Origin of the sequence: Bacterioplanoides sp. SCSIO 12839 (assembly GCF_024397975.1) — a bacterium.
Lineage (GTDB): Bacteria > Pseudomonadota > Gammaproteobacteria > Pseudomonadales > Oceanobacteraceae > Bacterioplanoides.
In genome coordinates, this window is the sequence record NZ_CP073745.1 from 1,065,449 (window position 1) to 1,086,961 (window position 21,513).

22 protein-coding genes are annotated in these 21,513 nt (G+C 47.0%); 10 read left to right on the forward strand and 12 right to left on the reverse strand.

Translation table 11 applies throughout. The features are described 5' to 3' along the window. Nucleotides 1-47 precede the first annotated feature (47 nt). The 4 genes from KFF03_RS04960 to KFF03_RS04975 are packed head-to-tail and all read right to left on the reverse strand — an operon-like array spanning nucleotide 48 to nucleotide 6,243. Nucleotides 48-1,643 carry an ABC transporter ATP-binding protein gene (locus KFF03_RS04960; protein ID WP_255859330.1) on the reverse strand — a complete coding sequence of 532 codons (1,596 nt, stop codon included), beginning with the start codon at nucleotides 1,641-1,643 and terminating at the stop codon, nucleotides 48-50. A gap of 2 nt (nucleotides 1,644-1,645) precedes the next feature. After that, on the reverse strand, nucleotides 1,646-3,070 hold the full coding sequence (locus tag KFF03_RS04965; RefSeq protein WP_255859332.1) for an ABC transporter permease: 1,425 nt from the start codon (nucleotides 3,068-3,070) through the stop codon (nucleotides 1,646-1,648). After that, nucleotides 3,067-4,038 carry an ABC transporter permease gene (locus KFF03_RS04970; RefSeq protein WP_255859333.1) on the reverse strand — a complete coding sequence of 324 codons (972 nt, stop codon included), beginning with the start codon at nucleotides 4,036-4,038 and terminating at the stop codon, nucleotides 3,067-3,069. Before KFF03_RS04970 ends, KFF03_RS04965 begins: the two co-directional genes overlap by 4 nt. A gap of 3 nt (nucleotides 4,039-4,041) precedes the next feature. Beyond that, on the reverse strand, nucleotides 4,042-6,243 hold the full coding sequence (locus KFF03_RS04975) for an ABC transporter substrate-binding protein (RefSeq protein ID WP_255859335.1): 2,202 nt from the start codon (nucleotides 6,241-6,243) through the stop codon (nucleotides 4,042-4,044). Between the two features lie 416 nt (nucleotides 6,244-6,659). On the opposite strand from KFF03_RS04975, the gene KFF03_RS04980 reads away from it, so the two are divergent. The 6 genes from KFF03_RS04980 (at nucleotide 6,660) to bfr (KFF03_RS05005) (ending at nucleotide 11,921) form a co-directional block, all read left to right on the forward strand. Further along, entirely contained in the window at nucleotides 6,660-7,181 is a 522-nt protein-coding gene (locus KFF03_RS04980; protein ID WP_255859337.1) for a DUF3087 family protein, read from the forward strand. Between the two features lie 67 nt (nucleotides 7,182-7,248). Beyond that, nucleotides 7,249-8,652 carry a threonine synthase gene (thrC, locus tag KFF03_RS04985; RefSeq protein WP_255860842.1) on the forward strand — a complete coding sequence of 468 codons (1,404 nt, stop codon included), beginning with the start codon at nucleotides 7,249-7,251 and terminating at the stop codon, nucleotides 8,650-8,652. Nucleotides 8,653-8,883: 231 nt separating this feature from the next. Next, the gene (locus KFF03_RS04990) at nucleotides 8,884-10,161 is read left to right on the forward strand and encodes a sensor domain-containing diguanylate cyclase (RefSeq protein WP_255859339.1); all 1,278 of its coding nucleotides are present in this window, start codon (nucleotides 8,884-8,886) and stop codon (nucleotides 10,159-10,161) included. 90 nt (nucleotides 10,162-10,251) lie between these two features. Next, a complete protein-coding gene (locus KFF03_RS04995) occupies nucleotides 10,252-10,725 on the forward strand; it encodes a DUF2947 domain-containing protein (RefSeq protein WP_255859341.1) in 474 nt (157 codons plus the stop codon). A gap of 243 nt (nucleotides 10,726-10,968) precedes the next feature. Beyond that, on the forward strand, nucleotides 10,969-11,433 hold the full coding sequence (bfr, locus tag KFF03_RS05000; RefSeq protein ID WP_255859343.1) for a bacterioferritin: 465 nt from the start codon (nucleotides 10,969-10,971) through the stop codon (nucleotides 11,431-11,433). 20 nt (nucleotides 11,434-11,453) lie between these two features. Continuing rightward, nucleotides 11,454-11,921 (forward strand): bacterioferritin, encoded by a 468-nt coding sequence (gene bfr, locus KFF03_RS05005; protein ID WP_255859345.1) that lies wholly within the window; start codon nucleotides 11,454-11,456, stop codon nucleotides 11,919-11,921. A gap of 79 nt (nucleotides 11,922-12,000) precedes the next feature. Here bfr (KFF03_RS05005) and KFF03_RS05010 read toward each other — a convergent pair whose 3' ends face one another. Beyond that, the gene (locus KFF03_RS05010) at nucleotides 12,001-12,828 is read right to left on the reverse strand and encodes an HDOD domain-containing protein (protein WP_255859347.1); all 828 of its coding nucleotides are present in this window, start codon (nucleotides 12,826-12,828) and stop codon (nucleotides 12,001-12,003) included. Nucleotides 12,829-12,989: 161 nt separating this feature from the next. On the opposite strand from KFF03_RS05010, the gene KFF03_RS05015 reads away from it, so the two are divergent. Further along, the gene (locus KFF03_RS05015) at nucleotides 12,990-13,874 is read left to right on the forward strand and encodes an NAD(P)-dependent oxidoreductase (RefSeq protein WP_255859349.1); all 885 of its coding nucleotides are present in this window, start codon (nucleotides 12,990-12,992) and stop codon (nucleotides 13,872-13,874) included. Then, nucleotides 13,871-14,668: a hydroxypyruvate isomerase family protein gene (locus KFF03_RS05020; RefSeq protein WP_255859351.1), complete on the forward strand. Its 798-nt coding sequence runs from the start codon at nucleotides 13,871-13,873 to the stop codon at nucleotides 14,666-14,668. Before KFF03_RS05015 ends, KFF03_RS05020 begins: the two co-directional genes overlap by 4 nt. A gap of 71 nt (nucleotides 14,669-14,739) precedes the next feature. On the opposite strand, the gene KFF03_RS05025 is transcribed toward KFF03_RS05020, so the two are convergent. After that, a complete protein-coding gene (locus KFF03_RS05025) occupies nucleotides 14,740-15,207 on the reverse strand; it encodes a DUF1289 domain-containing protein (protein ID WP_370647452.1) in 468 nt (155 codons plus the stop codon). 185 nt (nucleotides 15,208-15,392) lie between these two features. Continuing rightward, entirely contained in the window at nucleotides 15,393-15,602 is a 210-nt protein-coding gene (locus KFF03_RS05030) for a cold-shock protein (protein WP_255859355.1), read from the reverse strand. 380 nt (nucleotides 15,603-15,982) lie between these two features. Here KFF03_RS05030 and KFF03_RS05035 point away from each other — a divergent pair, with 380 nt between their 5' ends. Further along, entirely contained in the window at nucleotides 15,983-16,876 is an 894-nt protein-coding gene (locus KFF03_RS05035; protein WP_255859357.1) for a class I SAM-dependent methyltransferase, read from the forward strand. 20 nt (nucleotides 16,877-16,896) lie between these two features. Here KFF03_RS05035 and KFF03_RS05040 read toward each other — a convergent pair whose 3' ends face one another. Both KFF03_RS05040 and KFF03_RS05045 read right to left on the reverse strand, forming a co-directional pair. Next, the gene (locus KFF03_RS05040; protein WP_255859359.1) at nucleotides 16,897-17,862 is read right to left on the reverse strand and encodes a bile acid:sodium symporter family protein; all 966 of its coding nucleotides are present in this window, start codon (nucleotides 17,860-17,862) and stop codon (nucleotides 16,897-16,899) included. A gap of 74 nt (nucleotides 17,863-17,936) precedes the next feature. Further along, a complete protein-coding gene (locus tag KFF03_RS05045; RefSeq protein ID WP_255859361.1) occupies nucleotides 17,937-18,572 on the reverse strand; it encodes a hypothetical protein in 636 nt (211 codons plus the stop codon). Between the two features lie 96 nt (nucleotides 18,573-18,668). Between KFF03_RS05045 and KFF03_RS05050 the strand changes: the two genes are divergently transcribed. Next, nucleotides 18,669-19,727 (forward strand): AraC family transcriptional regulator, encoded by a 1,059-nt coding sequence (locus tag KFF03_RS05050; RefSeq protein ID WP_255859363.1) that lies wholly within the window; start codon nucleotides 18,669-18,671, stop codon nucleotides 19,725-19,727. 77 nt (nucleotides 19,728-19,804) lie between these two features. On the opposite strand, the gene KFF03_RS05055 is transcribed toward KFF03_RS05050, so the two are convergent. The 3 genes from KFF03_RS05055 to eutC form a co-directional block, all read right to left on the reverse strand. Then, a complete protein-coding gene (locus tag KFF03_RS05055; RefSeq protein WP_255859365.1) occupies nucleotides 19,805-20,179 on the reverse strand; it encodes a hypothetical protein in 375 nt (124 codons plus the stop codon). Nucleotides 20,180-20,463: 284 nt separating this feature from the next. Next, nucleotides 20,464-20,649, reverse strand: coding sequence for a hypothetical protein (locus tag KFF03_RS05060; RefSeq protein WP_255859367.1), 186 nt, complete (start codon nucleotides 20,647-20,649; stop codon nucleotides 20,464-20,466). A 25-nt stretch (nucleotides 20,650-20,674) separates the two neighbouring features. Next, the gene (eutC, locus tag KFF03_RS05065) at nucleotides 20,675-21,508 is read right to left on the reverse strand and encodes an ethanolamine ammonia-lyase subunit EutC (RefSeq protein ID WP_255859369.1); all 834 of its coding nucleotides are present in this window, start codon (nucleotides 21,506-21,508) and stop codon (nucleotides 20,675-20,677) included. Nucleotides 21,509-21,513 lie beyond the last annotated feature (5 nt).

The window sequence follows — 21,513 nt, forward strand, 5'->3', positions numbered from 1 at the left end:
CTTAATGAAAAACGGCCTGGATAGGCCGTTTTTAATGCGCTGAAAAGCTAACCAACTCGCGGCGCTGCCGCCAGCAGCTCTTTGGTGTACTCATGCTGCGGAGCTCGCATCACCTGCTCGGTTTCCCCTTGCTCAACAATTTGCCCACCTTTCATTACCGCAACCTTATGAGCCAGGTGCGGAATAATCGATAAGTCGTGGGTAATAAACAGATAAGAAACCCCTAACTCCTGTTGTAATTCGCGCAACAGTTCTAACACCTGACCACGAATAGATACGTCCAATGCTGAGGTTGGTTCGTCACAAATAATCAGTTTCGGGTTAACCGCCAGTGCCCGGGCAATGGCAATACGCTGGCGCTGGCCGCCGGAAAATTCATGTGGATAACGATCCAGATGTTCTGGCAGCATGCCCACTTTTACCAGCAGCTCGCGCATGGTTTGTTCGCGAACCTGAGCGTTATTCTCAACCCCTAATGACACCATGCCTTCTTCAATAATTTCACGAATACTCATGCGTGGATTCATTGATGAGAAGGGGTCCTGAAAGATCACCTGAATGTCTTTCCGCAGTGGCATAAAGTGTTTATGAGACAGCTGATCAATGCGCTGGCCGCGGAAATATAACTCGCCGCCATAAATCGGATTTAAACGCAGAATGGCTTTGCCCGTGGTGGTTTTACCGCAACCAGACTCGCCTACTAAGGCCAGAGTTTCCCCAGCGTTAATCGACAAGCTGATATCATTTACCGCTTTGGTGTGGCCAACGGTTCGTTGCAGCAGACCTTTTTTCTGCGGAAACCAGACTTTTAAATTGTCGATCTTTAATAATTCTGCCGAGGTCTCTTCGTTTGTCAAAAAATCATTTTGTTTTGGCAAGGAATGAATTAACCGGCGGCTGTATTCATGTTGTGGATCAGAGAAAAACGACTGACTGTCAGTCTGTTCCAGAATCACACCGTGTTGCATCACTGCCACCCGGTCGGCCATTTCATATACCACACCCATATCATGAGTAATCAGCAGTACACTTAAATTGCGCTTTTTACGCAGACTGTTAAGGAGTTCCAGCACCTGCTTCTGAATCGTCACGTCCAGCGCAGTAGTGGGCTCATCAGCAATTAATAATTCGGGTTCACACGCCAGCGCCATAGCAATCATCACACGTTGCTTTTGGCCGCCGGATAACTGATGTGGATACCAGTTCAGCCGTTTCTCCGGCTCAGGAATCCCCACTTCGTGCAGTAGCTCAATTAAGTGGGCCTGAATATCCGTGCTTGCCACGGCCTGATGCAGTTCAACCACTTCACGTAATTGTTGAGCGATGGTTTGTACCGGATTTAACGAGCTTTGTGGCTCCTGAAAAATCATTGCAATCTTACGCCCGCGAATGCGGTTCATATGTAATTCGGTATGAGAAAATAGATTGTCATCCCGTAATAAAATACGACCACCACTGATGGTTAGCGCATCGTCTAACAAACGCATAATCGCCAGTGACGTCAGTGATTTGCCAGAGCCGGATTCGCCCACTAACGCAAAGATCTCTCCCTGCTGAATGGTAAAGCTGATGTTATCAACCAGCTTTCTTTCAGGTTGGCTTTCCAGAGAGATGGATAAATTTTCAACGGTTAATACAGCCATGATTATTTATCTCCCTGATCGGCATGAGCGGGCTCTGAAGTGCTGCTGGCTAAGCGTGGATCAAAGGCGTTACGCACTTGATCCGAGAATAAATTAGCTGCCAGAACCAGGCTGAACATAAACACAAACGCCGATGATACTGACCACCAAACCACCGGGTCACGGGATAATTCAGAACGGGCAGCATTAATCATATTGCCCCAGCTGCTCATGCTGGCATCAACGCCCACTCCAATATACGACAACACGGCTTCAGCCAATACGAAACCACTGAAGTCCAGCACCAGCGCAATTAAAATTATATGAGTCACATTCGGCAGAATATGTTTGCCAATCACACGAGAGTGGGACACACCAAAAGCGTGGGCTGCCTGTACATAATCCAGCTGCGAAATCTTTAAGGTTTCGGCACGTAATAAACGGCATAAGCCAGTCCAGCTGGTTAAACCTAAAATGGCGCACAAGGCGAGGAATTTAAAATCAGCACGGATAGCCGTCAGATTAAATTCATCGGCATGGGTTTCGATATACACATCAATTAACAGCACAGACGCAGCAATCAATAAAATACCGGGAATAGAACTCAGGGTGATATAGGTGTATTGCACCACGTCATCAACCCAGCCTTTAAAATAACCAGCGCTGATGCCGAGAATAATGGCGATTGGCAAGGTCAGCAGGGTTGCCAGTGTGCCAATTAACACACCAGTACGAACGGCTTTGACACTTTGTACCAACACATCCTGACCTACTTTGTCGGTGCCAAAAATATGATAGACACTGCCGAGTTCCAGCAGCCAGCTGGTAACAATACAAATAAGCGCAATGGTCCAGTAAGCGGCTTTCCAGGGAACCTGAGAGGGCTTATTACGGGTGACTAACCAGTGCAGGCCAATAATCACCACCGCAATCAGTAGACCCATGGCAATGGCATCAGCACTGCGGGCGATAATATCGGCTAATAATTCATCTTCATCCTGCAGGTGGCTGCCAGCTTGTTGTAAACGCGGATAATCACGAATTACGCTGCCATCGTTGAGGGTGATGTTCTCTTTGGAAAAGGAATAAATCGCAAAAGGAGCGGAGTAGGTTTTTTCGTGATTTTTCTCCACATCAGCCAGCACTAAATCCAGTACGGATTTAACCTGATTATCGTAAGCGACCACTTGTTCTGCTATTGCTGTTTCATTACCTGCTTCTGTATCGACCGCTGGCAGAGCTTCGCGGAAATGCAATGAATCGAGCAGGGCGATGGAGACATAAAACAGGATTACAATAAAACTGGATAGCCCCACCTTTGAGTGAAATACCGTCGCCCAGCGCTTTTTCGCCTGCGGGTTATTACGCAGTTGCAACACAAATAACGACAGTGCTGCCACCAATAAGAAAATAAGAACATCACTCCACAGGAGTACCGGCTTAATCATGACAGACGCACTCTTGGGTCAACAAAGGTGTAGGACATATCGGTTAATAACAGGCCAATGATGTACAGCACTGAACCTAAAAACACCATGGAGCGCACAATTGCAAAGTCCTGCGCCTGAATGGCATCCAGGGTGTAGCTGCCTAAACCGGGAATGCCAAAGAAGGACTCCATCAGCAGGCTGCCAATAAACAGCGATGGAATCACCACCACTACACTGGTCAGAATCGGAATCATACCGTTAGGCAACAAATGCTTAAGCAGCACATTAAATTCCGACACCCCTTTGGCACGTGCGGTGCGAATATAATCGCGGGTGGCTTCTTCTAAAAATACCGTGCGGTATAACCGCGTACCGGCACCAATACCGCCAATCACACCAATAATAATTGGCAGAATTAAAAACTTCAGGCCATCCGGGCCGGGTAAATACCCCGAGATCGGCACCAGGCTCCAGATTTTAGCGAACAAATATTGGCCGCCGATAATATAAAACACGCCCGAAATCGATAGCATCACGACGCAGAGCGTCACCGCAGCAATATCAAATGCGGTGGCACGGAACATGACAATAATCAGTGCCAGCAGAATATTCAGCGATACCCCAATAATAAAGGTTGGAAGCTGCACCGCCAGCGATGGCCACATACGCTCCTGAATATCGGCACCAATGGATCGGCCTTCGTCCGATTTGCCAAAATCAAACGCCAACAGCCGGATGGATTTATCAAAAAAGATGGTGTCGGTCAGTGGACTGTCGCTGTCGGAATTAATAAACAGAGGTTTGTGATAACCCCGTTGTTCTTTCCAGTTTTGGATGGCTTCTTCGGTGACGTGTTTATCACCCAAGTGAACCCGGGCCATCTGATCCGGGGTGTTCACCACAAAAAACAGCGCAAAAGTGATGATATTCACACCCAACAGAATGGGCAGTGCATACAACAGGCGGCGAATAATATAGTTCAGCATGAATTAGTTCTCCGCTCGGTTTTGAACTTGCTCAATGGTACGCGTCTGACGGCGTTTAAAACCGCGATACCCCGGAATCGCCAATGCAACAATAATGATCAGTAACGTCCACAGCGGCCATAACACGGGCTGGTTCCATTCCTGTTGTTTTTGCGCCCGCAGTTCAGTATCAATACGGCGATATTTAAAGGTGAGTTTAGAAATGCCGTGGGGCTTGGTGTTTTTAACCCAGGCATTACTCAGGGCATAGGAGTGAACATGGAAGCCGCTGGCCCACGGCGTATCCTGACGCAGGATGGCTTTCATTTTTTCAATCACGGCTAAACGCTGCGGGGAGTCTTCCATCAATTGCATTTCTTCAAATAAGGCATCGTATTCCGGGTTTTTATAGTTAGCGGAATTGACCCCGGATTTAGAATCAATCTGAGCATTGGGGCCATACAATAAAAACAGGAAATTTTCCGGATCCGGGTAATCCGCCAGCCAGCCCCAGAAATACATTTGAGCATTGCCATTTTCCATTTTGTCTTTAAACCGATTGTAATCGGTGGAGCGGATATTGAGTTGCAGATTCAGTTTTTTAAATTGTTTCTGAATCCAGGTCATACGTGCCTGGTCACTGGAACCTGTGGTGTCTAAATTCAGCACCAGAGGTTCGCCGGTTTGAGCATGGCGGCCATCCGGGTAGCCAGCTTCGGCCAATAACTGTTTCGCCACCTCAATGGGTTTGCGTACGGCAGAGCTATCAGCTCCCCAGTCATATACTTGCTTGTTAATTCCGTCCGGCCCGGATTGATAACCAAAAATACCGGGAGGAATCGGGCTCATGGCCGGTTCGCCACGGCCGTTAAGAAAAATACCAATGTATTCTTCTTCCTGATAGGCGATGGCAATGGCCTGACGCAGTTTTTGTTGGCTTTCACTGTAGCCACCGACAACCGGGTCAAGCATATTAAAACCAAGATAATAAGTGGCCGGTTGTACCGCTTTATTCAGGGTAATGCCTTTGGCTTTCATATCATCCGATAACGCAATGCCGGCACCGCCAACCTGTACAGCCTGATCAAAACTGTCGCTGCTGATGCCAGAGCGGTCGTAATAGCCTTGCAAAAACTTGGTCCACACCGGGATGGCTTCTTTTTCTAAACGAAAGATGGCTTTATCAATAAAAGGCATGGTTTTGCCAGCATCGTCGAGCAAGCCTTTTTCTGCATCACCGGGTTCGCCTTCGGAGGGATACAATTCACCCCGGTAGTTCGGGTTTTTCGCCAGAATAATTTCAGAGTTAGGGTTGTTCTCCGTCATCATAAAGGCGCCAGTGCCCACCGGGTGCCAGTCCAGTGTGATATTTTTTTGCGGTAATCCGGGCTGATGATAAAAACGATCAACCTGCCAGGGCACCGGTGCAAAAAAGTGGAACGCCAGCCAGTATTTAAACTGTGGGTATTTGCCTTTTAAGGTGATGCTGAAGCGATGATCGTTAATTTTCTTAACACCGGCCATTGTGAACTGGCGTAAATCCAGCCAGCTATTGTCTGGCTTATTTTGTTCTTTGAAGGTTTTGCGGGCTTGAGTAATGGCGGCGGTGGCATCGCTCATGCCAACAATATACTGGCTTAATAAACCACGCAGGGGAGCCAGTCGTTTTGGGTCCGCCAGGCGATTAATCTGATAAATATAATCGTCGGCAATCAATTCCTGAGTACCGGTCTGAGTGAAATCTTTCAGCGATGAGAAGGCAGCGGTGTCCTCTTCTGAGGTGAAGTTATAAACCGGTTGATTATTGTCATCACGGGCAAAGGCCGGGTGGGGCTGATATAAAATCCCTGGTTGAATATCAAAGGTATACACACTAAAAGCCGGGTTCTCAGAATCTACCGGCAACACCTGCTGATCCGCATCCAAATAAGTGATGCTTGGCATTTGTGTCAGTGTTAGTGGAATTAACTCATACGGGCGCTTCAGATAATGATATTGCAGTGGTGGCTCATAAATCTGATCGATAAACATGGATTCGTCTGAGCTGTAAGAACGTGCCGGATCGAGGTGTTTGGGACGTTCTGAAAAACTGGAGTACAGAATCACCTCGTTATCCGGGTTCTCAGGGTGGGGGTTATTCCAAATGGAAGAATCCGAGCATGCCGCTAATACCAGTAAGCTGGTGGCGTACAGCATCAATGCTGAAAGTCGTCTGGCCAATGTCATGAGTATGATTCCGGGTTTGCCGGTTATTTTTTAGGCACAATAAAACGTGTGCTTGTTATTTAAACGTTTACCTGAGACAGCAGATTACCATATCCACAACACTTGTCAGTGGTAAACTAGGGCCTGTTAACACTATTTAGATCTTTGCTGCTGGCAGTCAGTTTTTTCATGGGCAAGGCATGAGGAGCGTCGTTTAACGAGTTAAATAAGTAACGAATAACACAACTCAAGGAAAAACTGACGCCAGCCCTGTGGGTTATGGCTGAAAATTCTTCACTCTGTGTTGCTCATCATTCATTTAACTCGTTAAACATCACTCTTCGCGCCTTGATTGAAAAATTTTCAGAGCATAACAGCGTGATCGAAATAGTGTTAACAGGCCCTTAGATTAGAGTAGAACTGAACAGGAAATTCCCGTGGAACTGAAGCAGATTGACAAAACTTTGTATAAACAACGGCTTAACCGCTTTCAGGCGGTGCTGGTGGCTGGCCTGTTTGTAGTGGGAATTGGCTCCTCCAGCCTGTACATCAGTCTGTTTGGCGCAGGGGATGAATCCAACTTTATTTACAATCTGGCCGGAGTGATTACCGCCGTTATTGTGGCGGCGATTGGCTTTAATATTGTGAAAGAAAAAACCTACATGATGGAAATCCGTTATGTCTGGAAGCTGAAGCAAGAGCTGAATCGTATTTATCGCGCCAGTAAAAAGCTGGAAGCGGGGTTAACCGCCGATGACGATAGCGAGTTGCTGAGCCGGGCTCTGATTGTGCGTTACTTCAGTTTGCATGGTTCTAAGCATTTATATCAGCTGGAAGATAACACCCTGACGCTGGATGATCTGAATACTCAGATTGAGGAATTTGATCAGCGCCTCGAAACCCTGGGCAAAGCGATCTCAACAGATGATTATCGACCTGAGCTGGTGGATGCTTTATAGCCGCCGTCCATGTAGAATACGCCCCAATTTTCCAATGACTGACTAAATTACTGGCCTGATGACCATGATGAAGTACATATCCACCCGCGGTAATGCCCCGGAACTGACCTTTGAAGAAGTGCTGTTAACTGGCCTGGCGGCTGATGGCGGCCTGTACGTGCCAAAAGAAGTACCGACCTTCTCTCAAGAAGAAATCGCTTCTTGGCAGGATCTTTCCTACACCGAGCTGGCGCACAAAGTTGTGTACCCATTCGTTGAAGGCTGCGTGGATTCTGATGCACTCAAAACCATGCTGGAAGAGGTGTACTCAGGTTTTGGTCATAAGGCAGTAGCACCGCTGCAACAGATCGATCACAACGAATACGTGCTGGAACTGTTCCAGGGCCCAACACTGGCGTTTAAAGATTTCGCTCTGCAACTGCTGGGTCGTCTGCTGGACTATGTGCTGGAACGTCGTCACGAAAAAGTCGTGATCATGGGCGCTACCTCTGGTGATACGGGCTCCGCTGCGATTGAAGGCACCAAAGCCTGTCGTAACGTCGACATCTTTATCCTGCACCCGCACGGTAAAGTCTCTGAAGTACAGCGTCGTCAGATGACCACGGTTAAAGGCGATAACATCCATAACATCGCTATGGAAGGTAACTTCGACCAGGCACAGGATATGGTGAAAGCCAGCTTTGGTGATCAGCAGTTTCTGCGCGGTGAGCGTAAGTTAGTGGCGGTAAACAGCATTAACTGGGCGCGCATCATGGCCCAGATCGTTTATTACTTCTATTCTGCTCTGAATCTGGGTGGCCCGGTTCGCCCGATGGCGTACTCGGTACCAACCGGTAACTTCGGTGATATTTTTGCCGGTTACATGGCGAAGAAAATGGGCCTGCCAATCGAACAGCTGATTGTGGCCACCAACAGCAACGACGTACTGCATCGCTTTATGAGCAAAAACCAGTACGAAGTTCGCCCACTGAAGCACACCATTACGCCGTCTATGGATATTGCTGTCTCCAGTAACTTCGAGCGTCTGTTGTTCGATCTGTATGATCAGGATGGCGCTGCGCTGGCCGATCTGATGGCACGTATGAACGCTAAAGAAGATATTGTGTCACTGGATGAAAAGAAGCTGGCGAAAGCGCGTGAAGTGTTCGACAGCTACGCAGTCGACGAAGATACCACCATCGACACGATGAAAGACGTGTACGAAGAAACCGGCTATCTGTTGGATCCACACACGGCCATTGGTGTGAAAGCCGCTCGTGAGTGTCGTCGTAATGCCCGTATTCCGATGATTACCTTGGGTACTGCACATCCGGTGAAATTCGAAGAAGCGGTGAAGCGTGCAGGTTTTGATGTACCAGCACTGCCGCATCACCTGACCGATTTGATGGAGCGTGAAGAGCGTGTTGATGTGTTACCGGCTAACTTAAAAGAAGTACAGGCCTTTATCGCAAAGAATACATTTAAAGACTAAAACACAATCGCTATCTCATATTTGATAGCGTATTTGTCATGATCGAAAGCCACTATTGGTCTCAATAGTGGCTTTTTTTACGTTTGTTGATAAGTGATTGTCCGTAATATCGATAGACTTCTGTTAAAACAAGAGGTTAGCTTATCTTTGGTCTATGCTTATAACCATAAGTTAGCCTCAGTTTGGGTGGCCAGCGATGCCACTGACTGAGCACAATTTCAGGTTGTTTAAATGACAAATGAATTCGATCGGGTCGCCGCAACACATTTTCGTGCATATGATGATTTAGTCGATGCGGTGTATCTTGTTGATATCCATGACGCTTCTATTCTTCATGTTAATCGTAATGGTGCAGATCGCCTGCAAATGACACCTGAAGAAGTGTGTGAGTTAGGTGTGTTAGGGCTGCAGCGCGATGTTTTTAATATTGAGCATTGGCACAAAATTATCGAGGCAGTAAGGACTGAACCTCCTTTTATATTTTGGGGAAGGCACGTCCGCAAAGATGGCAGTGAGTTTCCCGTTGAAGTCATGAGTCAGTTGGTTTGTTGGGAAGGCAAGGAATATCTGTTATCAACAGCCCGGGATATGACCAGCCGTCAGGCGATGGAAGAAGACCTGAGAAATCGTGAGCCTTTGCTGGCCTTTGCGTTAAATGAAGCGATGGATGGCATGTGGGACTGGAATGCTGAAACCGGTGAAGTGTTTTTCAGCCCGGGAATGAAACGTATGCTGGGTTATGGCCCTTATGAGATGCCACCGGTATTTGAGACCTGGAAAGATAATGTGCATCCCGATGACTGTGAACAGGTACTGCAGTTATTGGATGACCATTTGCAAGGAAAGTCCGAGCGTTATGAAGCTACTTACCGTTTAGCCAATCGCAATGGTGATTATTTGTGGATGAGTGATAGCGGCCAGGTCTGCCAAAAAGATTCGCAAGGAAACCCACTGCGTGTTGTGGGGATGTTGCGTAATATTGATCAGCAAAAACGCCTTGAAGATCGATTAAGGGATCTGGCGACGGTTGATGAGCTCACCGGTTTGATGAACCGTCGTGCCGGTTATTCTGCGTTTGAACAACAAGTGCGATTGGCAAAACGTCATGTAACCGGATTATCCGTGGCGCTGTTAGATCTCGATTATTTTAAAGCTATTAATGATCAATACGGCCATCAGACGGGTGATAAAGTGCTGAAAATGGCTGCAAACTGCTTTTCACAGCGTTTGCGGGGTACGGATATTCTGATGCGCTGGGGTGGTGAAGAATTCTTATTGGTGATGCCACATACCCAGCGCCAGGATGCTTTGCTGTTGTGTGAAGAGTTACGTGATCAGCTATCTAAGCAGGTATTATATCAATCGGATCAAGCAATATCGGTCACCGTCAGTATTGGTCTGGCCGTTTTAACAGCCGATAGTCACAGCATTAAGCAACTGGTGCAGGAAGCCGATACGGCGCTTTATCGTGCTAAATCCCTGGGTAAGAATCGCTGCGTTGCCTTTTGACCGCTGGTTTTTGTAATCCACTCATAAAGCGTGATCTCAGGGTGTGAACAAGCCTGAGCAATGTTACTCTTTCACTTTAAAGAGGGTGATATGAATTACGTTCCATTAGATCAATACAAACAAGGCTGGATATTCCGCCATCGTGAAATGCCGGTTGCGAGTGATGACCTGGAAGCTATTTTACCGTTGAGTACACAGTCTGCTCAGCAGCTCTGGCGTCAGTATCTGAGTAAAGAGGCGACGCATGCCAGTCATTTTCTCGGTGACGACTGGCCGTCACATAATGGCGTCTGGCTCGATAAAGGGCAGTGGCAAATACTCTGGGAATCGGATGACAATCAGTTGCCGGAGTTGATTCAGGAGCATTGTGCCTGGGATAACAATACCGTGGTGTATTTTTGCTACGACATGCACAACGTGATTCAAACAACCTGGCTGATGTTTCAGAAATACTGGAAGAATTTTTTGTTTTATGATGATGCTGTATTCTTATTGGGTAAAAAGCGTCAGCAAGTTGTTCGGTTTGACTCCGATGGCTCATTTGAAGTTGGTATAAAGCCGTAGCTTAATAGCGATATTTTATACAACTTATAATAAAAATATTTCTCAATTATATTCGGGAGATATTTTTATTTGACGATTGTCATCATTAATATCATTCGTTCTCATTATTAGCCCGTTTTGTCTTTGTTTTGTAAATGAGAATGCCCCTTTTTTGTATTCAATTTATTGTCTTCTCAATAAGCTTGCGCATTGAAAAAAGCCTTTATAAACTAGGCTTGTAACTAATAAACGGGAGGACAATTGATGAAAGGTGATGCGAAAGTAAATGAGTATCTTAATCAGATACTGAGCATTGAATTGACGTCAATTAATCAGTATTTCCTGCATGCACGTATGTTCAAAAACTGGGGCCTGAATGCTCTGGATGAAAAAGCCTACAAAAAGTCGATTAAAGACATGAAACAGGCTGATAAGTTAATTGAACGTATCTTATTTCTGGAAGGTCTTCCTAATTTGCAACGTCTTAATCGGCTGCGTATTGGTGAAACCACTGAAGAAATGCTGCAGTGCGATTTGGATCAGATTGAAGAACAACTGGTCGTGCTCAAAGAGGCCGTGGTTTATTGTGAGTCTGTGAAAGATTATGTGACTCGCGATTTATTGCTGAGCATTGAAGAGTACGAAGAAGAATATCTGGACTGGTTAGAAACTCAGCAACAGCTGATCAGCCAGGTTGGTATTGAAAACTATTTACAATCCATGATGTAAGGGTAACAGGAGTAGATTTTATGCGTGGTAATCAACAGGTAATTGATAAGCTGAATGATCTGCTGGCTGGTGAGCTCAGTGCAATGGATCAGTATTTTATTCATTCCCGTATGTATGAAGATTGGGGTCTGAGTAAATTATTTGAACGTATTGATCATGAATTTGAAGATGAGAAAGGTCATGCTTCAAAACTGATTGAGCGTATTCTGTTTTTGGGTGGCACGCCAGATATGGTAACGCGTGCACCGCTGAACATTGGTAAAGATGTTCCGGCTATGCTGCAGAGTGACCTGAACCTGGAATACAAAGTGGTAGAAGATTTGCGCGAAGTGATGGCTCTGTGTGAGCAGGTTCGTGACTTCCAGACCCGTGATATGTTGCAGGTATTACTGGATGATACCGAAAACGATCACACACACTGGCTGGAACAGCAGTTAGGTCTGATTGATAAAATTGGCTTGCAGAACTACCTGCAATCTCAGATGTAATTTTTCTTTAAATGACATCAAATAAAAAAGGCGCTGATTTCAGCGCCTTTTTTATGCTTAATGCTGGAGCTGATTTTGCTTAATCCAGCAAGCTATCCAGTCCTGATGTCAGGTCGGATGTTTCTGAAACTTCGGCATAGGCTTTACCCGAATCCATACCAATCGTGTCAGCAACTGCTTTAGGGAATTGCTCGACAATTTGCTCTTCAGACCAGTCTTCATCGTGTGCTTTTTTCAGATATTTGGCGATATAAAGAACGCCTGCATACGGTGAATATTCAGCCCCCGCATCCGGTCCATTCTGCCCAGCGATTGCCAGTTGCATCTCTTCCGGGAATTTCCAGCGTTTGGCTAACTCGGCACCCACTTCAGCGTAGTTGAAGCCTAATTGCCCGTTTTCCAGTTCAAAACGTTTACCACCCATGGCGGCGGCTTCATCGATGCTGGCAACTTCCTGTGGAATAACCATACGCATCAGCAAGCTGCCAACCGAATGCAGCATGCCACAGGTGAAGGCGGTTTCTTTATCACATCCCGGAATGTATGTGGCAATCCATTTCGATAACGCTGCTGTTGCAAAGGCATGTTTCCAGAAGGCATTCTGATCAAACCCTTCCGGGGCTTTAAACGCACCTGTTACACCAGAGGCTAATACCATGGTACGCAAGGTACTGAACCCCAATAACATAACGGCATCATTGGTATTGGCAACGGTACGTGGAACACCATAATGAGCAGAGTTTGCCAGGCGTAAAACTTTGGCTGTGAGAGCCTGGTCCATTGCAACTTTTTCGCTGATTTTATCTGCATCAATATCTTCATCTTTGAAACTTTCGATCAGTTCCTGAACAACACGCGGAATATGAGGCAGCTGTTGAGATTCAGCAAAAATGGTAGCCATGTTCATAATAATTACTTCCTTTGGTTTGTCTGTTAATAAGCATAGGACAGGATTTTAAAAGCGGTAAAAAATCTCTTTGCTTTTATCTGGGACTATATTTTTTGCCAGTTACTAATGAGTATTTGTTATGATCCGCTTGAAAATAATCAAGCAGTGGACTACCGGTGATGGCAGACATAACAATTGGATTTATTGGCATGGGGCTGATGGGCGTTCCGATGAGCAGGCGCTTGTTAGAGGCCGGTTTTTCGGTTGCTGTGTGGAATCGTAATCCGGAAAAAACAGCACCACTGCAACAAGCCGGTGCCGATGTTTGTGCCACCATTGCAGACTTGATGAATCGTGTCGATGTGGTGATGGTGTGTGTTACCGACAGTGATGCGGTTGAAGCGGTTGTATTTGCTCAAGGTGGGGTTGCTGAGCATGGCAATCCACAACAGGTTCTGATCGATTTTTCCAGTATTGATCCGCAGCGCACTCGTGAGATGGCAGTCCGTTTGCAGCAGCAAAGCGGACTGCGCTGGATTGATGCGCCGGTGTCCGGCGGTGTCGCGGGGGCCGAACAAGGCACCTTAGCGATTATGGCCGGTGGATCAGAGCAAGATATTGATGCGATTCGTCCACTGTTAGAGCCACTAAGCCAGCGTGTTACCCGGATGGGGGATGTTGGCTCAGGCCAGGTGACTAAAATCTGTAATCAGATGCTGGTTAGCTGTAATGTCCTGGTGATGGCAGAAGTGATGGCCATGGCCAATAAAGCAGGGGTGGATGCCACACAAATACCACAGGCTTTAAAAGGCGGCTTTGCTGATTCTATTCCGCTGCAATTAACCGGGCCTCGCATGGCAGCAGGTGACTTTGACGAAGTAAAGTGGCATGTTAAAACGCTGTTAAAAGACCTCGATATGGCCAATGCATTGGCGAAAACCACTAGCAGCGCTGTACCAATGGCTGGCCTGGGTGCGGAACTGATGCGGCTACATGGCAGTCAGGGAAATCTGGAAAAAGACCCCTGCACACTGGTGCAGATGTATACGGAGACAAAGGATTGAAACTCACCGCTAACTTATCCCTGATGTACACCGAGCGTCCTTTCATCGAGCGTTTTAAGGCGGCTCGTGAAGATGGCTTTCTGGCGGTTGAAATCCAGTTTCCTTACGACACGCCAATCTCTGCTATTCAGCAAGCGCTGTTAGATAATGGCCAGCAGTGCGTGTTAATCAATGTTCCGGCCGGGGATCTGATGCAGGGAGGGCGCGGTTTAGCAGCTGTTCCTGGTAAGGAGGCGGAATATGCTGCTGCCCTGGTTGAATGTTTAGCGTATGCCCGTGGCCTTAACGTTTCTTGCGTGAACGTATTGCCTGGCCGCTGTCCTGATGAAAATCAGCGTGTATTTTATCTGGATACGTTCAAAAAGAACCTGATGACCACGGCCAAAGCCTTATCGCCATTTGGCATCACCACTACCTTTGAAGCCATTAATACCCGTGATATGCCGGGGTTTCTGATCAGCTCCAGCGCGATGATGTTCGATATTATTCATGAGCTGGAGATGGGAGAGAGCATCAAGGCGCAATACGATATTTATCATATGGCGTTGATGGGTGAGAACGTATGCCAGACAATTACCCGCCACTCTGATTTGATCGGGCATATTCAATTTGCTGATACACCAGATCGCCATGAACCCGGCAGCGGGTTACTGGATTTTGATGAAATATTCCGGACGATTGAAACGTCAGGTTATCAGGGCTGGATTGGTGCTGAATACAAGCCCAGCAAGGCGACTTCAGCAACGCTTAAGTGGAAAAATAAATTGGCCAGCGCCATTGCGCAGTGTAGTTGAACTCACAGCAGTTGAACTCACTGCCGCTGAAAAACTATTTGCGTTGCCATAACGGCATTTTCAGTAGCTTGTTAGAATAAATCGAACTGATCAGTCGGCTGAGGTTGGTGTTGAAGTTGAGGCTGATTTTGAGGTGTAGGAGTCTCTGACTGCGGTTTTACGTTCGGGGGCTCTATATTCTGCTGTTGCTGTGCTTCCTGCTTTTGCTGTACATCTTGCTCTGCCGACTGAATATCCTGTTGAGAATCGGCTTCAACAAACATATCAAGCTGCGGAATATCGATAGTCTGTTCTTCAATACCGTGCTCTGCCATACCATATTTGGCCTGCCATTCGGCCTGCTGTTTAGCGGCAATGGCTTTGGCACGACGACGCCCACACAGGTTAACAATCAATTGTTTCTGGAAGGGGGTGAATTCATTCCAGTGAAAGCGCTCTTCGCGTTTGCGCAAACAGCCTTTGCAGTATCCTTTATTGTTGACTTCACAGATCCCACGGCAAGGGTTTGCAATGTCAAACATCTCTTTCTGATCAATCATAACGGTACAAATCTGGGTTGGCCGAGCTGGCTGCACAAATAATCAACAGATAGCTACCAGAGTAACAGCTTTACCGGAAAATACGAGTGTACGAGATCGTTAACGAGAAGAGATTAAAAAAGATAAAGAATGAGGGATTAGTTTGGGAGGGGGTAGCCAGCAGCAGAGGCTGCTGGCTGGAAGTCTTATTCAGGCGTTACGTTTTCAGCCTGTGGACCTTTCTGGCCCTGAGTCACTTCCATAGTTACTTTCTGGCCTTCAGCCAGAGTACGACGGCCATTGCCGTTGATAGCACTGAAGTGAACAAATACGTCTTTACCAGCTTCCTGTTCGATAAAACCGAAGCCTTTTTCATCGTTGAACCACTTAACGGTGCCTTGAACTAATTCTGCCATGTTTCTTTCCTAACGGTTATGCCATATATCTGGCTTGCATGTTTCATTTGGCCGACCTTGCTGACAGAACGAAGCTGACGAACATTGAGTCTTGCCTACTATCGACCAGTATCTAGCATATCCTTCAAAATATGGAGCACTCGCCAATCATGCCCGGGATCATTCCCTAAGCAGTGCCATAGTAGCTCAGTTACTCAGACCTACCAAGTGTCAATTGGTATTTATCGCTACTATTTTTCACATATTTTTTGCAATCGGTCGTATTCGGCCTAACTAAAGCTTGTAGATGGGGGCTGAAAGGAGTGTTTGTTTCATTCCTATTACTTTTGAGTGCAAATTAGCGGAAAATCGCGCCAATCTGAATATTGGGAGATTTTGCCGTGCTCGAAGCGATTCGCTGGCCACAAAATAATGATGCACAACGACTGTTTCATGGCCGTGGTCATGCGCACCCCGGCTACGAACATGTGAATATTGATTGGTATGAGCCGTTGGTACTAATCACTTTGTACCGCTCCGTTGATATGACCTGGCTAGAGCAACTGGCCAATCATATCCAGCAGCAGTTACCACAGGCCCGCCAGGTGGTTGCGCAGCAACGGTATTTACGGGATGGCCCATTTATCTGGTTACGCGGTGAAGCGCTGGAAAAACAGACGTTACAGGAACAGGGTATTGATTATTGGCTGACGTTGGGCAAACAACAGAATACCGGGATTTTTCTCGATATGGCGAATGGCCGTCGTTGGTTGCGCGAATGCTGTGCTGGCAAATCCGTATTGAACCTGTTTGCTTATACCTGTGCGTTTTCGGTTGCGGCACACGCCGGTGGCGCAAAAAAAATCGTCAACGTTGATATGAGCAAAGCCTCGTTATCACAAGGGCGGGAAAATCATCGACTAAATAGTCAGGATTTAGATCGAGTGATTTTTGAAGGTGTGGATATTTTTAAATCGTTTGGCCGTTTGAAAAAACACGGGCCATACGATGTGATTGTTTGTGATCCGCCAACCTTTCAAAAGGGCAGCGTCAATATTGAGCGCGACTATCAGAAAATTATTCGTCGTATCCCACAGCTGGCTAATCCGGGAGCTGAATTATTAATGTGCCTTAATGCACCGGATCTGGATGACGAATTTCTTAAAGCTCAAATGGCAGAACATTGTCCGGATAGCCAGTTTGTAAAACGTCTCGATAACCCGGAGGTGTTTGTTGAAGCCCAACCGGGCAAAGGATTAAAGGCTCTGCTGTTTACCTACACACCTCGTACTTAAACCACTGTTACTCACACCCCTTAATCCGGGGTGTAAGTCGTTACGGCAGCACTTTTCTGTTTGTGTATTTGTTTGATGTTTTGTTGGATTTTCCATTTCCAGAATGCTGCCAGTACCGAGCCACTGATATTGTGCCAGATGCTGAACAGTGCACCGGGCAAGGCGGCAACCGGGCCATAAAATTTTAACGCCAGCGCCACCCCCAATCCTGAGTTCTGCATACCCACTTCAATGGCGATGGTGCGTGCTTCGACTTCAGTGTGGCCATTCCAGCGGGCAATCCAATAACCGCCTGCCAGCCCGATGAGGTTATGCAGCATCACCGCCAGTGCCGCAGTCATACCGAGTGTGGCAATTTCATCGGCGTTGAGGGCCACAATAATAGCCACCACAATCAGAATGACAGCACTGGCCAGGTCAGGCAGATATTGATTCAGACGTTTTCCTAATTCCGGAATATAATGATTGGCTAATAAACCCAGCAGGATCGGAGTGATCACAATTTTGGCAATGCTGAAAATCATCGCCTGAATATCAACATTAATTTCCGCACCGGAATAGAACCACACCAAATACGGCGTTAAGACCACGCTCCATAAAGTCGACATCAGTGTCATGCTCACCGATAACGCCACATCACCACCGGCCAGGTAAGTCATCACATTGGAGGCGGTTCCCCCGGCACAGGCGCCCACTAAAATCAGACCAATGGTTAATTCATCCGATAAACCCAGTACACGGGCCAGCGCCCAGGCGGTTAATGGCATTAATAAAAACTGCAACATCACACCGGTTGCAATCGGCTTGGGTTTATTCAGCACACGCTGGAAGTCGGCGGGACGTAAGGTGAGGCCCATACAAAACATAATCACCATCAACAGCGGCACAGTGGCAGATTTCCAGGCGATTAACGGCTGCGGTTCATACCAGGCCAACACACTGACGGCGATGGCCAGAATTGGAAAAAAGCGATTGATCGAAAGCATAAAGTCCCCGCTATAACACTAAAGCCTGTTAACAGGCCCTGAAACACTGTTGGCGTTATAGCGGGTTTGTTGGTTCAGATCCAGCCCAGTGATCCCAGGGTTAACAGGGCCGCCAGATCAAAGCCCAGAATTGAGCCAACCGTGATGATTTGTTTTTTGCGGGATTCCATATCGAATACCCAATAACACACCAGATAAAACGGCATGTAGCCAAACAGGAAAATCAGGTAAGGGAACTCAGCATTCCAGAATGGCCACTCCCAGATCAGTGCACCGGCTTTATTCAGCATGATTTCAACACACACGGAGAAAAACGACATCACAATGGCAAATAACAGGCGATTGTTGATACCCAAAATCTTCAGATTTTTATCGCGTGGCATCGCCAGTGTTGCCGCAATCCCGGTGATGGCAAACATAAAGCTGATTTCGATATTTAAACCAACCAGTATCAGATAAGCCGTATTGCCACCCGGTGCAGACCAGACCGGTGCAAACTGAGAAAAATGAAAAACCAGGCCATTCCAGATTTCGTTAAACCAATCCATCCCCCAGAAAGCCAGACCCGCCAGAACGCGGCTCCAGTTACCTTTGTCGGCTTCCATAAAATAGGTATACAGCACAATCAGCAGCAGTGGGATGATGTACCAGGAAAAGGTGGAGGGATCACGCAGGATGCTTTGGGCCTGCTGGGCGGATTCAGCAATCATAAAATGTACTCTTATTGTTATATTAAAAAATGTTATTGACGCGTTAGAATAATGGCAGAGTCGCCATCCCGATGAACGCCTACAGGCCAACCTTTTATGCAATCAGGTCATCTTGCTGATTTTCCCTCTTCAGCCGACACCGATACCGTGTCGGCTTCGCTGTTAGCGGGCATCGTCGCAGCGTTAACCGACAGTGATATTAATCCACACGTTTGTCTGGATGCCGCCGGGATTGAGCACAACCTGTGTGATAACCCGGCCGGGCGGCTGCCGCTGTCTGCTTTTCTTGAGTTTCTGAATCAGCTATTGCTGCAACCACAAGCCGATGAAAACCTGGGAGTGCAGTTAGGCTGCCAGTTGGCGGTTTCCAGTTTTAATGCCCTGGGGTATGCCGCGGCTAACAGCGGTTGTTTAAACGACGCATTGGCGTTGATTCCTAAATATGAAGCACTGGTGATGACCTGCGGACGAACCCGGATTCAGGCTGAACAGGACGAGGTTACGGTGAGCTGGACCATGTCAGCTCAGGCGGATCAGTGGCCACCGCCACAACTGATGAATCTGTTGGAAAATCTGTTTTTGGCCAGTTGGGTCACGTTGGCGAGAATGCTGACGGGCAATAACCACGTACTGAATACCGTGTGTTTTACCCATCGCCAGCCCGGTAATATCGCCCTTTGGCATACCGTCTTTGGTGCTGATGTGCGTTTTAATCAAACGCAGGCAATGGTGCGTTTTCCTCGCGCTTTATTGTCACTCACCATCAACCAATCCGATCCGTTTATTCATCAGGTGATGTTGCGGGAAGCACAATCACTCAGTGCAACGCTGCAACAAAAAACACTGGCGGCCAAAGTTATGGAGTGGCTGATGATTGCTTTACCGGATGGAGAGCCGGATCAACAGGCAGTAGCCGAGTTCTTTAATATCAGTGAACGTACGCTGAGGCGGCGTTTGCAACAGGAAGATACCAGTTACCAGAAGATCCTCGAAACCACTCGCCAGCAGCGGGCGAATTATTACCTCCAGCAAACGGATTTGCCGTTGGCAGAAGTGGCTGACCGCCTGGGTTATCAGCACCTCAGCGCGTTTAACGCCGCTTACAAACGCTGGACGGGCAATACGCCGGGCAGCGTTCGTAAATGCAAGGTTTAACGCCGCAATGTGCGGATTTTAAAAGTGGAGGCGAAGCCGGAGCTTTTAAAATTCCGAACCATTGCCTTGTTAGCAGCTTACTCACTGAACCATGCTCCGTCACGAAGCCAAGCTCCAAAGTGACTACCACTAGAAACATCAACTACCACGTTATCTTTGTGCTCAATTGAACACGATATTGTTCGGTCGACCAGCAAGCTCTCAATATGTGTAAGACCACCCTCTATCTCAAGCCGCTTTAGAATATCGCCTGTCCACTCAACCGGATCAACAAAATTGTATTCTGAGATCTTTACCATTGCTTCAGGATATGAATCTCCTATTTTGATAGAGAAACACATTTCCTTGATTCTTTTATACTCAAACTTATTTAGCGCGACCAAAGAAGTCAGCGCTAATATAGGTATAAAAACAATAAGTGCTATGATTTTTAGTGAAACTCTTAGATTCATATGACTGCTAACAGTTTATTCGTGTGCGCGCCTGATATCTTAACGAGTATTTTAGAGCTTACGGCTGCAATCAATCGATTTCACCCTGAAACCTTCCTTAGCAAGATAACCCCTTCCAGAAAAGCGTGCGCACACCATTTCGGCCACGGTATGCCTACTATTTGGTAAGCCATATCCATAAGCCAATAATTATGATGGTGTTGAAACTATCATCAACGGTGAAAGCGGGCAAGAGTAAATTCCTGGCCCTGGCATAAGGCTTGTAGAAAGCACCTTAAATCCGGCTAAGATGCCTTTTTGGCCTTCCAAACATCATAACCGTTTACAGCAAGATGCACGGCCAGTGCAATCGAAACGGCAACCCCTAACGGCACAAAACCGCGCCAATCCAACAGAAAAAAGCCGCTGGATAACATTAAAAATAACGGATAAAACAAGGTACGCTTGAGTACAACAGATATATTTTTCATACAAACTCCATCCAGCGACACGGATTCATTGAATGCCGCTTTCTAATAATAAATTGGTTGGGCTGGACGATAACGCAGAGGTGCCGTTATCCGATTCGTCTTTTAAACTCACCCCCGATAACTGACGTTTGTCAGCTTCCAGCATTAAATACAATAATTTGTGCGTCGCTTCTTCATAGCTCAAACCTTCGTGGCGAATATTGGATATACAATTACGGTGTGCATCATTTTTGCCACTCTGAGGTTGGTAAGTGAAATAACAGCCGAGTGAATCGGGTGAGCTTAACCCGGGACGTTCGCCAATTAACATCACCAACAAACGCGCTTTTAACGCTTCGCCAATCGGATCACCAATCGCCACCCGACCTTGCTCTGCCATTACAACTGGCCCGGTTGTTAATGCGGTGCCGGCCAGTGCTGAGGTGATACTTTGCAGCATCGGAGCAGCATGGTGTGCGACCGCAGCGGATGACAGACCATCAGCAATAACAAAGGCGACATCAAACTCTGCCGGATTATCGCGACGCCATTGTTGTAGGGTTAATTGGTCTTTGCTTTCCAGCAAACGACCCAAATCCGGACGTTGTAAATACATGGCCCGGTTTTGCGCCTGACTTTTGACCTGAAATAGCGGTACTTTTAATAATACTTCAGTGCCAAGCATCTCACGTAATGATTGGCTCAGTTGCGCAAAATCCAGTGGTAAATGAACCGCATCGCGTGCTTTGGCATGGGCCAGCTGAAATTGCAGATGTGTTTCTGTGGTTAAACTCACGCCAGCCCGGCCTAAACCAATACGGGCATCGGTGTAGCGCTTCAGTGCTTGCCAGGGGTTTTCGTGAATAAAATCGTTGTGCATTTTAT

Bases quoted from the DNA above. Each gene is read 5' to 3' on its own strand.
- KFF03_RS04960 (WP_255859330.1), bottom strand. From the start codon at position 1,643: ATGGCTGTATTAACCGTTGAAAATTTATCCATCTCTCTGGAAAGCCAA.
- KFF03_RS04975 (WP_255859335.1), bottom strand. From the start codon at position 6,243: ATGACATTGGCCAGACGACTTTCAGCATTGATGCTGTACGCCACCAGC.
- KFF03_RS05010 (WP_255859347.1), bottom strand. From the start codon at position 12,828: ATGAACATGGCTACCATTTTTGCTGAATCTCAACAGCTGCCTCATATT.
- KFF03_RS04990 (WP_255859339.1), top strand. From the start codon at position 8,884: ATGACAAATGAATTCGATCGGGTCGCCGCAACACATTTTCGTGCATAT.
- KFF03_RS04995 (WP_255859341.1), top strand. From the start codon at position 10,252: ATGAATTACGTTCCATTAGATCAATACAAACAAGGCTGGATATTCCGC.
- KFF03_RS05015 (WP_255859349.1), top strand. From the start codon at position 12,990: ATGGCAGACATAACAATTGGATTTATTGGCATGGGGCTGATGGGCGTT.
- KFF03_RS05060 (WP_255859367.1), bottom strand. From the start codon at position 20,649: ATGAAAAATATATCTGTTGTACTCAAGCGTACCTTGTTTTATCCGTTA.
- KFF03_RS05055 (WP_255859365.1), bottom strand. From the start codon at position 20,179: ATGAATCTAAGAGTTTCACTAAAAATCATAGCACTTATTGTTTTTATA.
- bfr (WP_255859343.1), top strand. From the start codon at position 10,969: ATGAAAGGTGATGCGAAAGTAAATGAGTATCTTAATCAGATACTGAGC.
- KFF03_RS05025 (WP_370647452.1), bottom strand. From the start codon at position 15,207: ATGATTGATCAGAAAGAGATGTTTGACATTGCAAACCCTTGCCGTGGG.
- bfr (WP_255859345.1), top strand. From the start codon at position 11,454: ATGCGTGGTAATCAACAGGTAATTGATAAGCTGAATGATCTGCTGGCT.
- thrC (WP_255860842.1), top strand. From the start codon at position 7,249: ATGAAGTACATATCCACCCGCGGTAATGCCCCGGAACTGACCTTTGAA.
- KFF03_RS05045 (WP_255859361.1), bottom strand. From the start codon at position 18,572: ATGATTGCTGAATCCGCCCAGCAGGCCCAAAGCATCCTGCGTGATCCC.
- KFF03_RS05040 (WP_255859359.1), bottom strand. From the start codon at position 17,862: ATGCTTTCGATCAATCGCTTTTTTCCAATTCTGGCCATCGCCGTCAGT.
- KFF03_RS05030 (WP_255859355.1), bottom strand. From the start codon at position 15,602: ATGGCAGAATTAGTTCAAGGCACCGTTAAGTGGTTCAACGATGAAAAA.
- KFF03_RS04965 (WP_255859332.1), bottom strand. From the start codon at position 3,070: ATGATTAAGCCGGTACTCCTGTGGAGTGATGTTCTTATTTTCTTATTG.
- eutC (WP_255859369.1), bottom strand. From the start codon at position 21,508: ATGCACAACGATTTTATTCACGAAAACCCCTGGCAAGCACTGAAGCGC.
- KFF03_RS04970 (WP_255859333.1), bottom strand. From the start codon at position 4,038: ATGCTGAACTATATTATTCGCCGCCTGTTGTATGCACTGCCCATTCTG.
- KFF03_RS05050 (WP_255859363.1), top strand. From the start codon at position 18,669: ATGCAATCAGGTCATCTTGCTGATTTTCCCTCTTCAGCCGACACCGAT.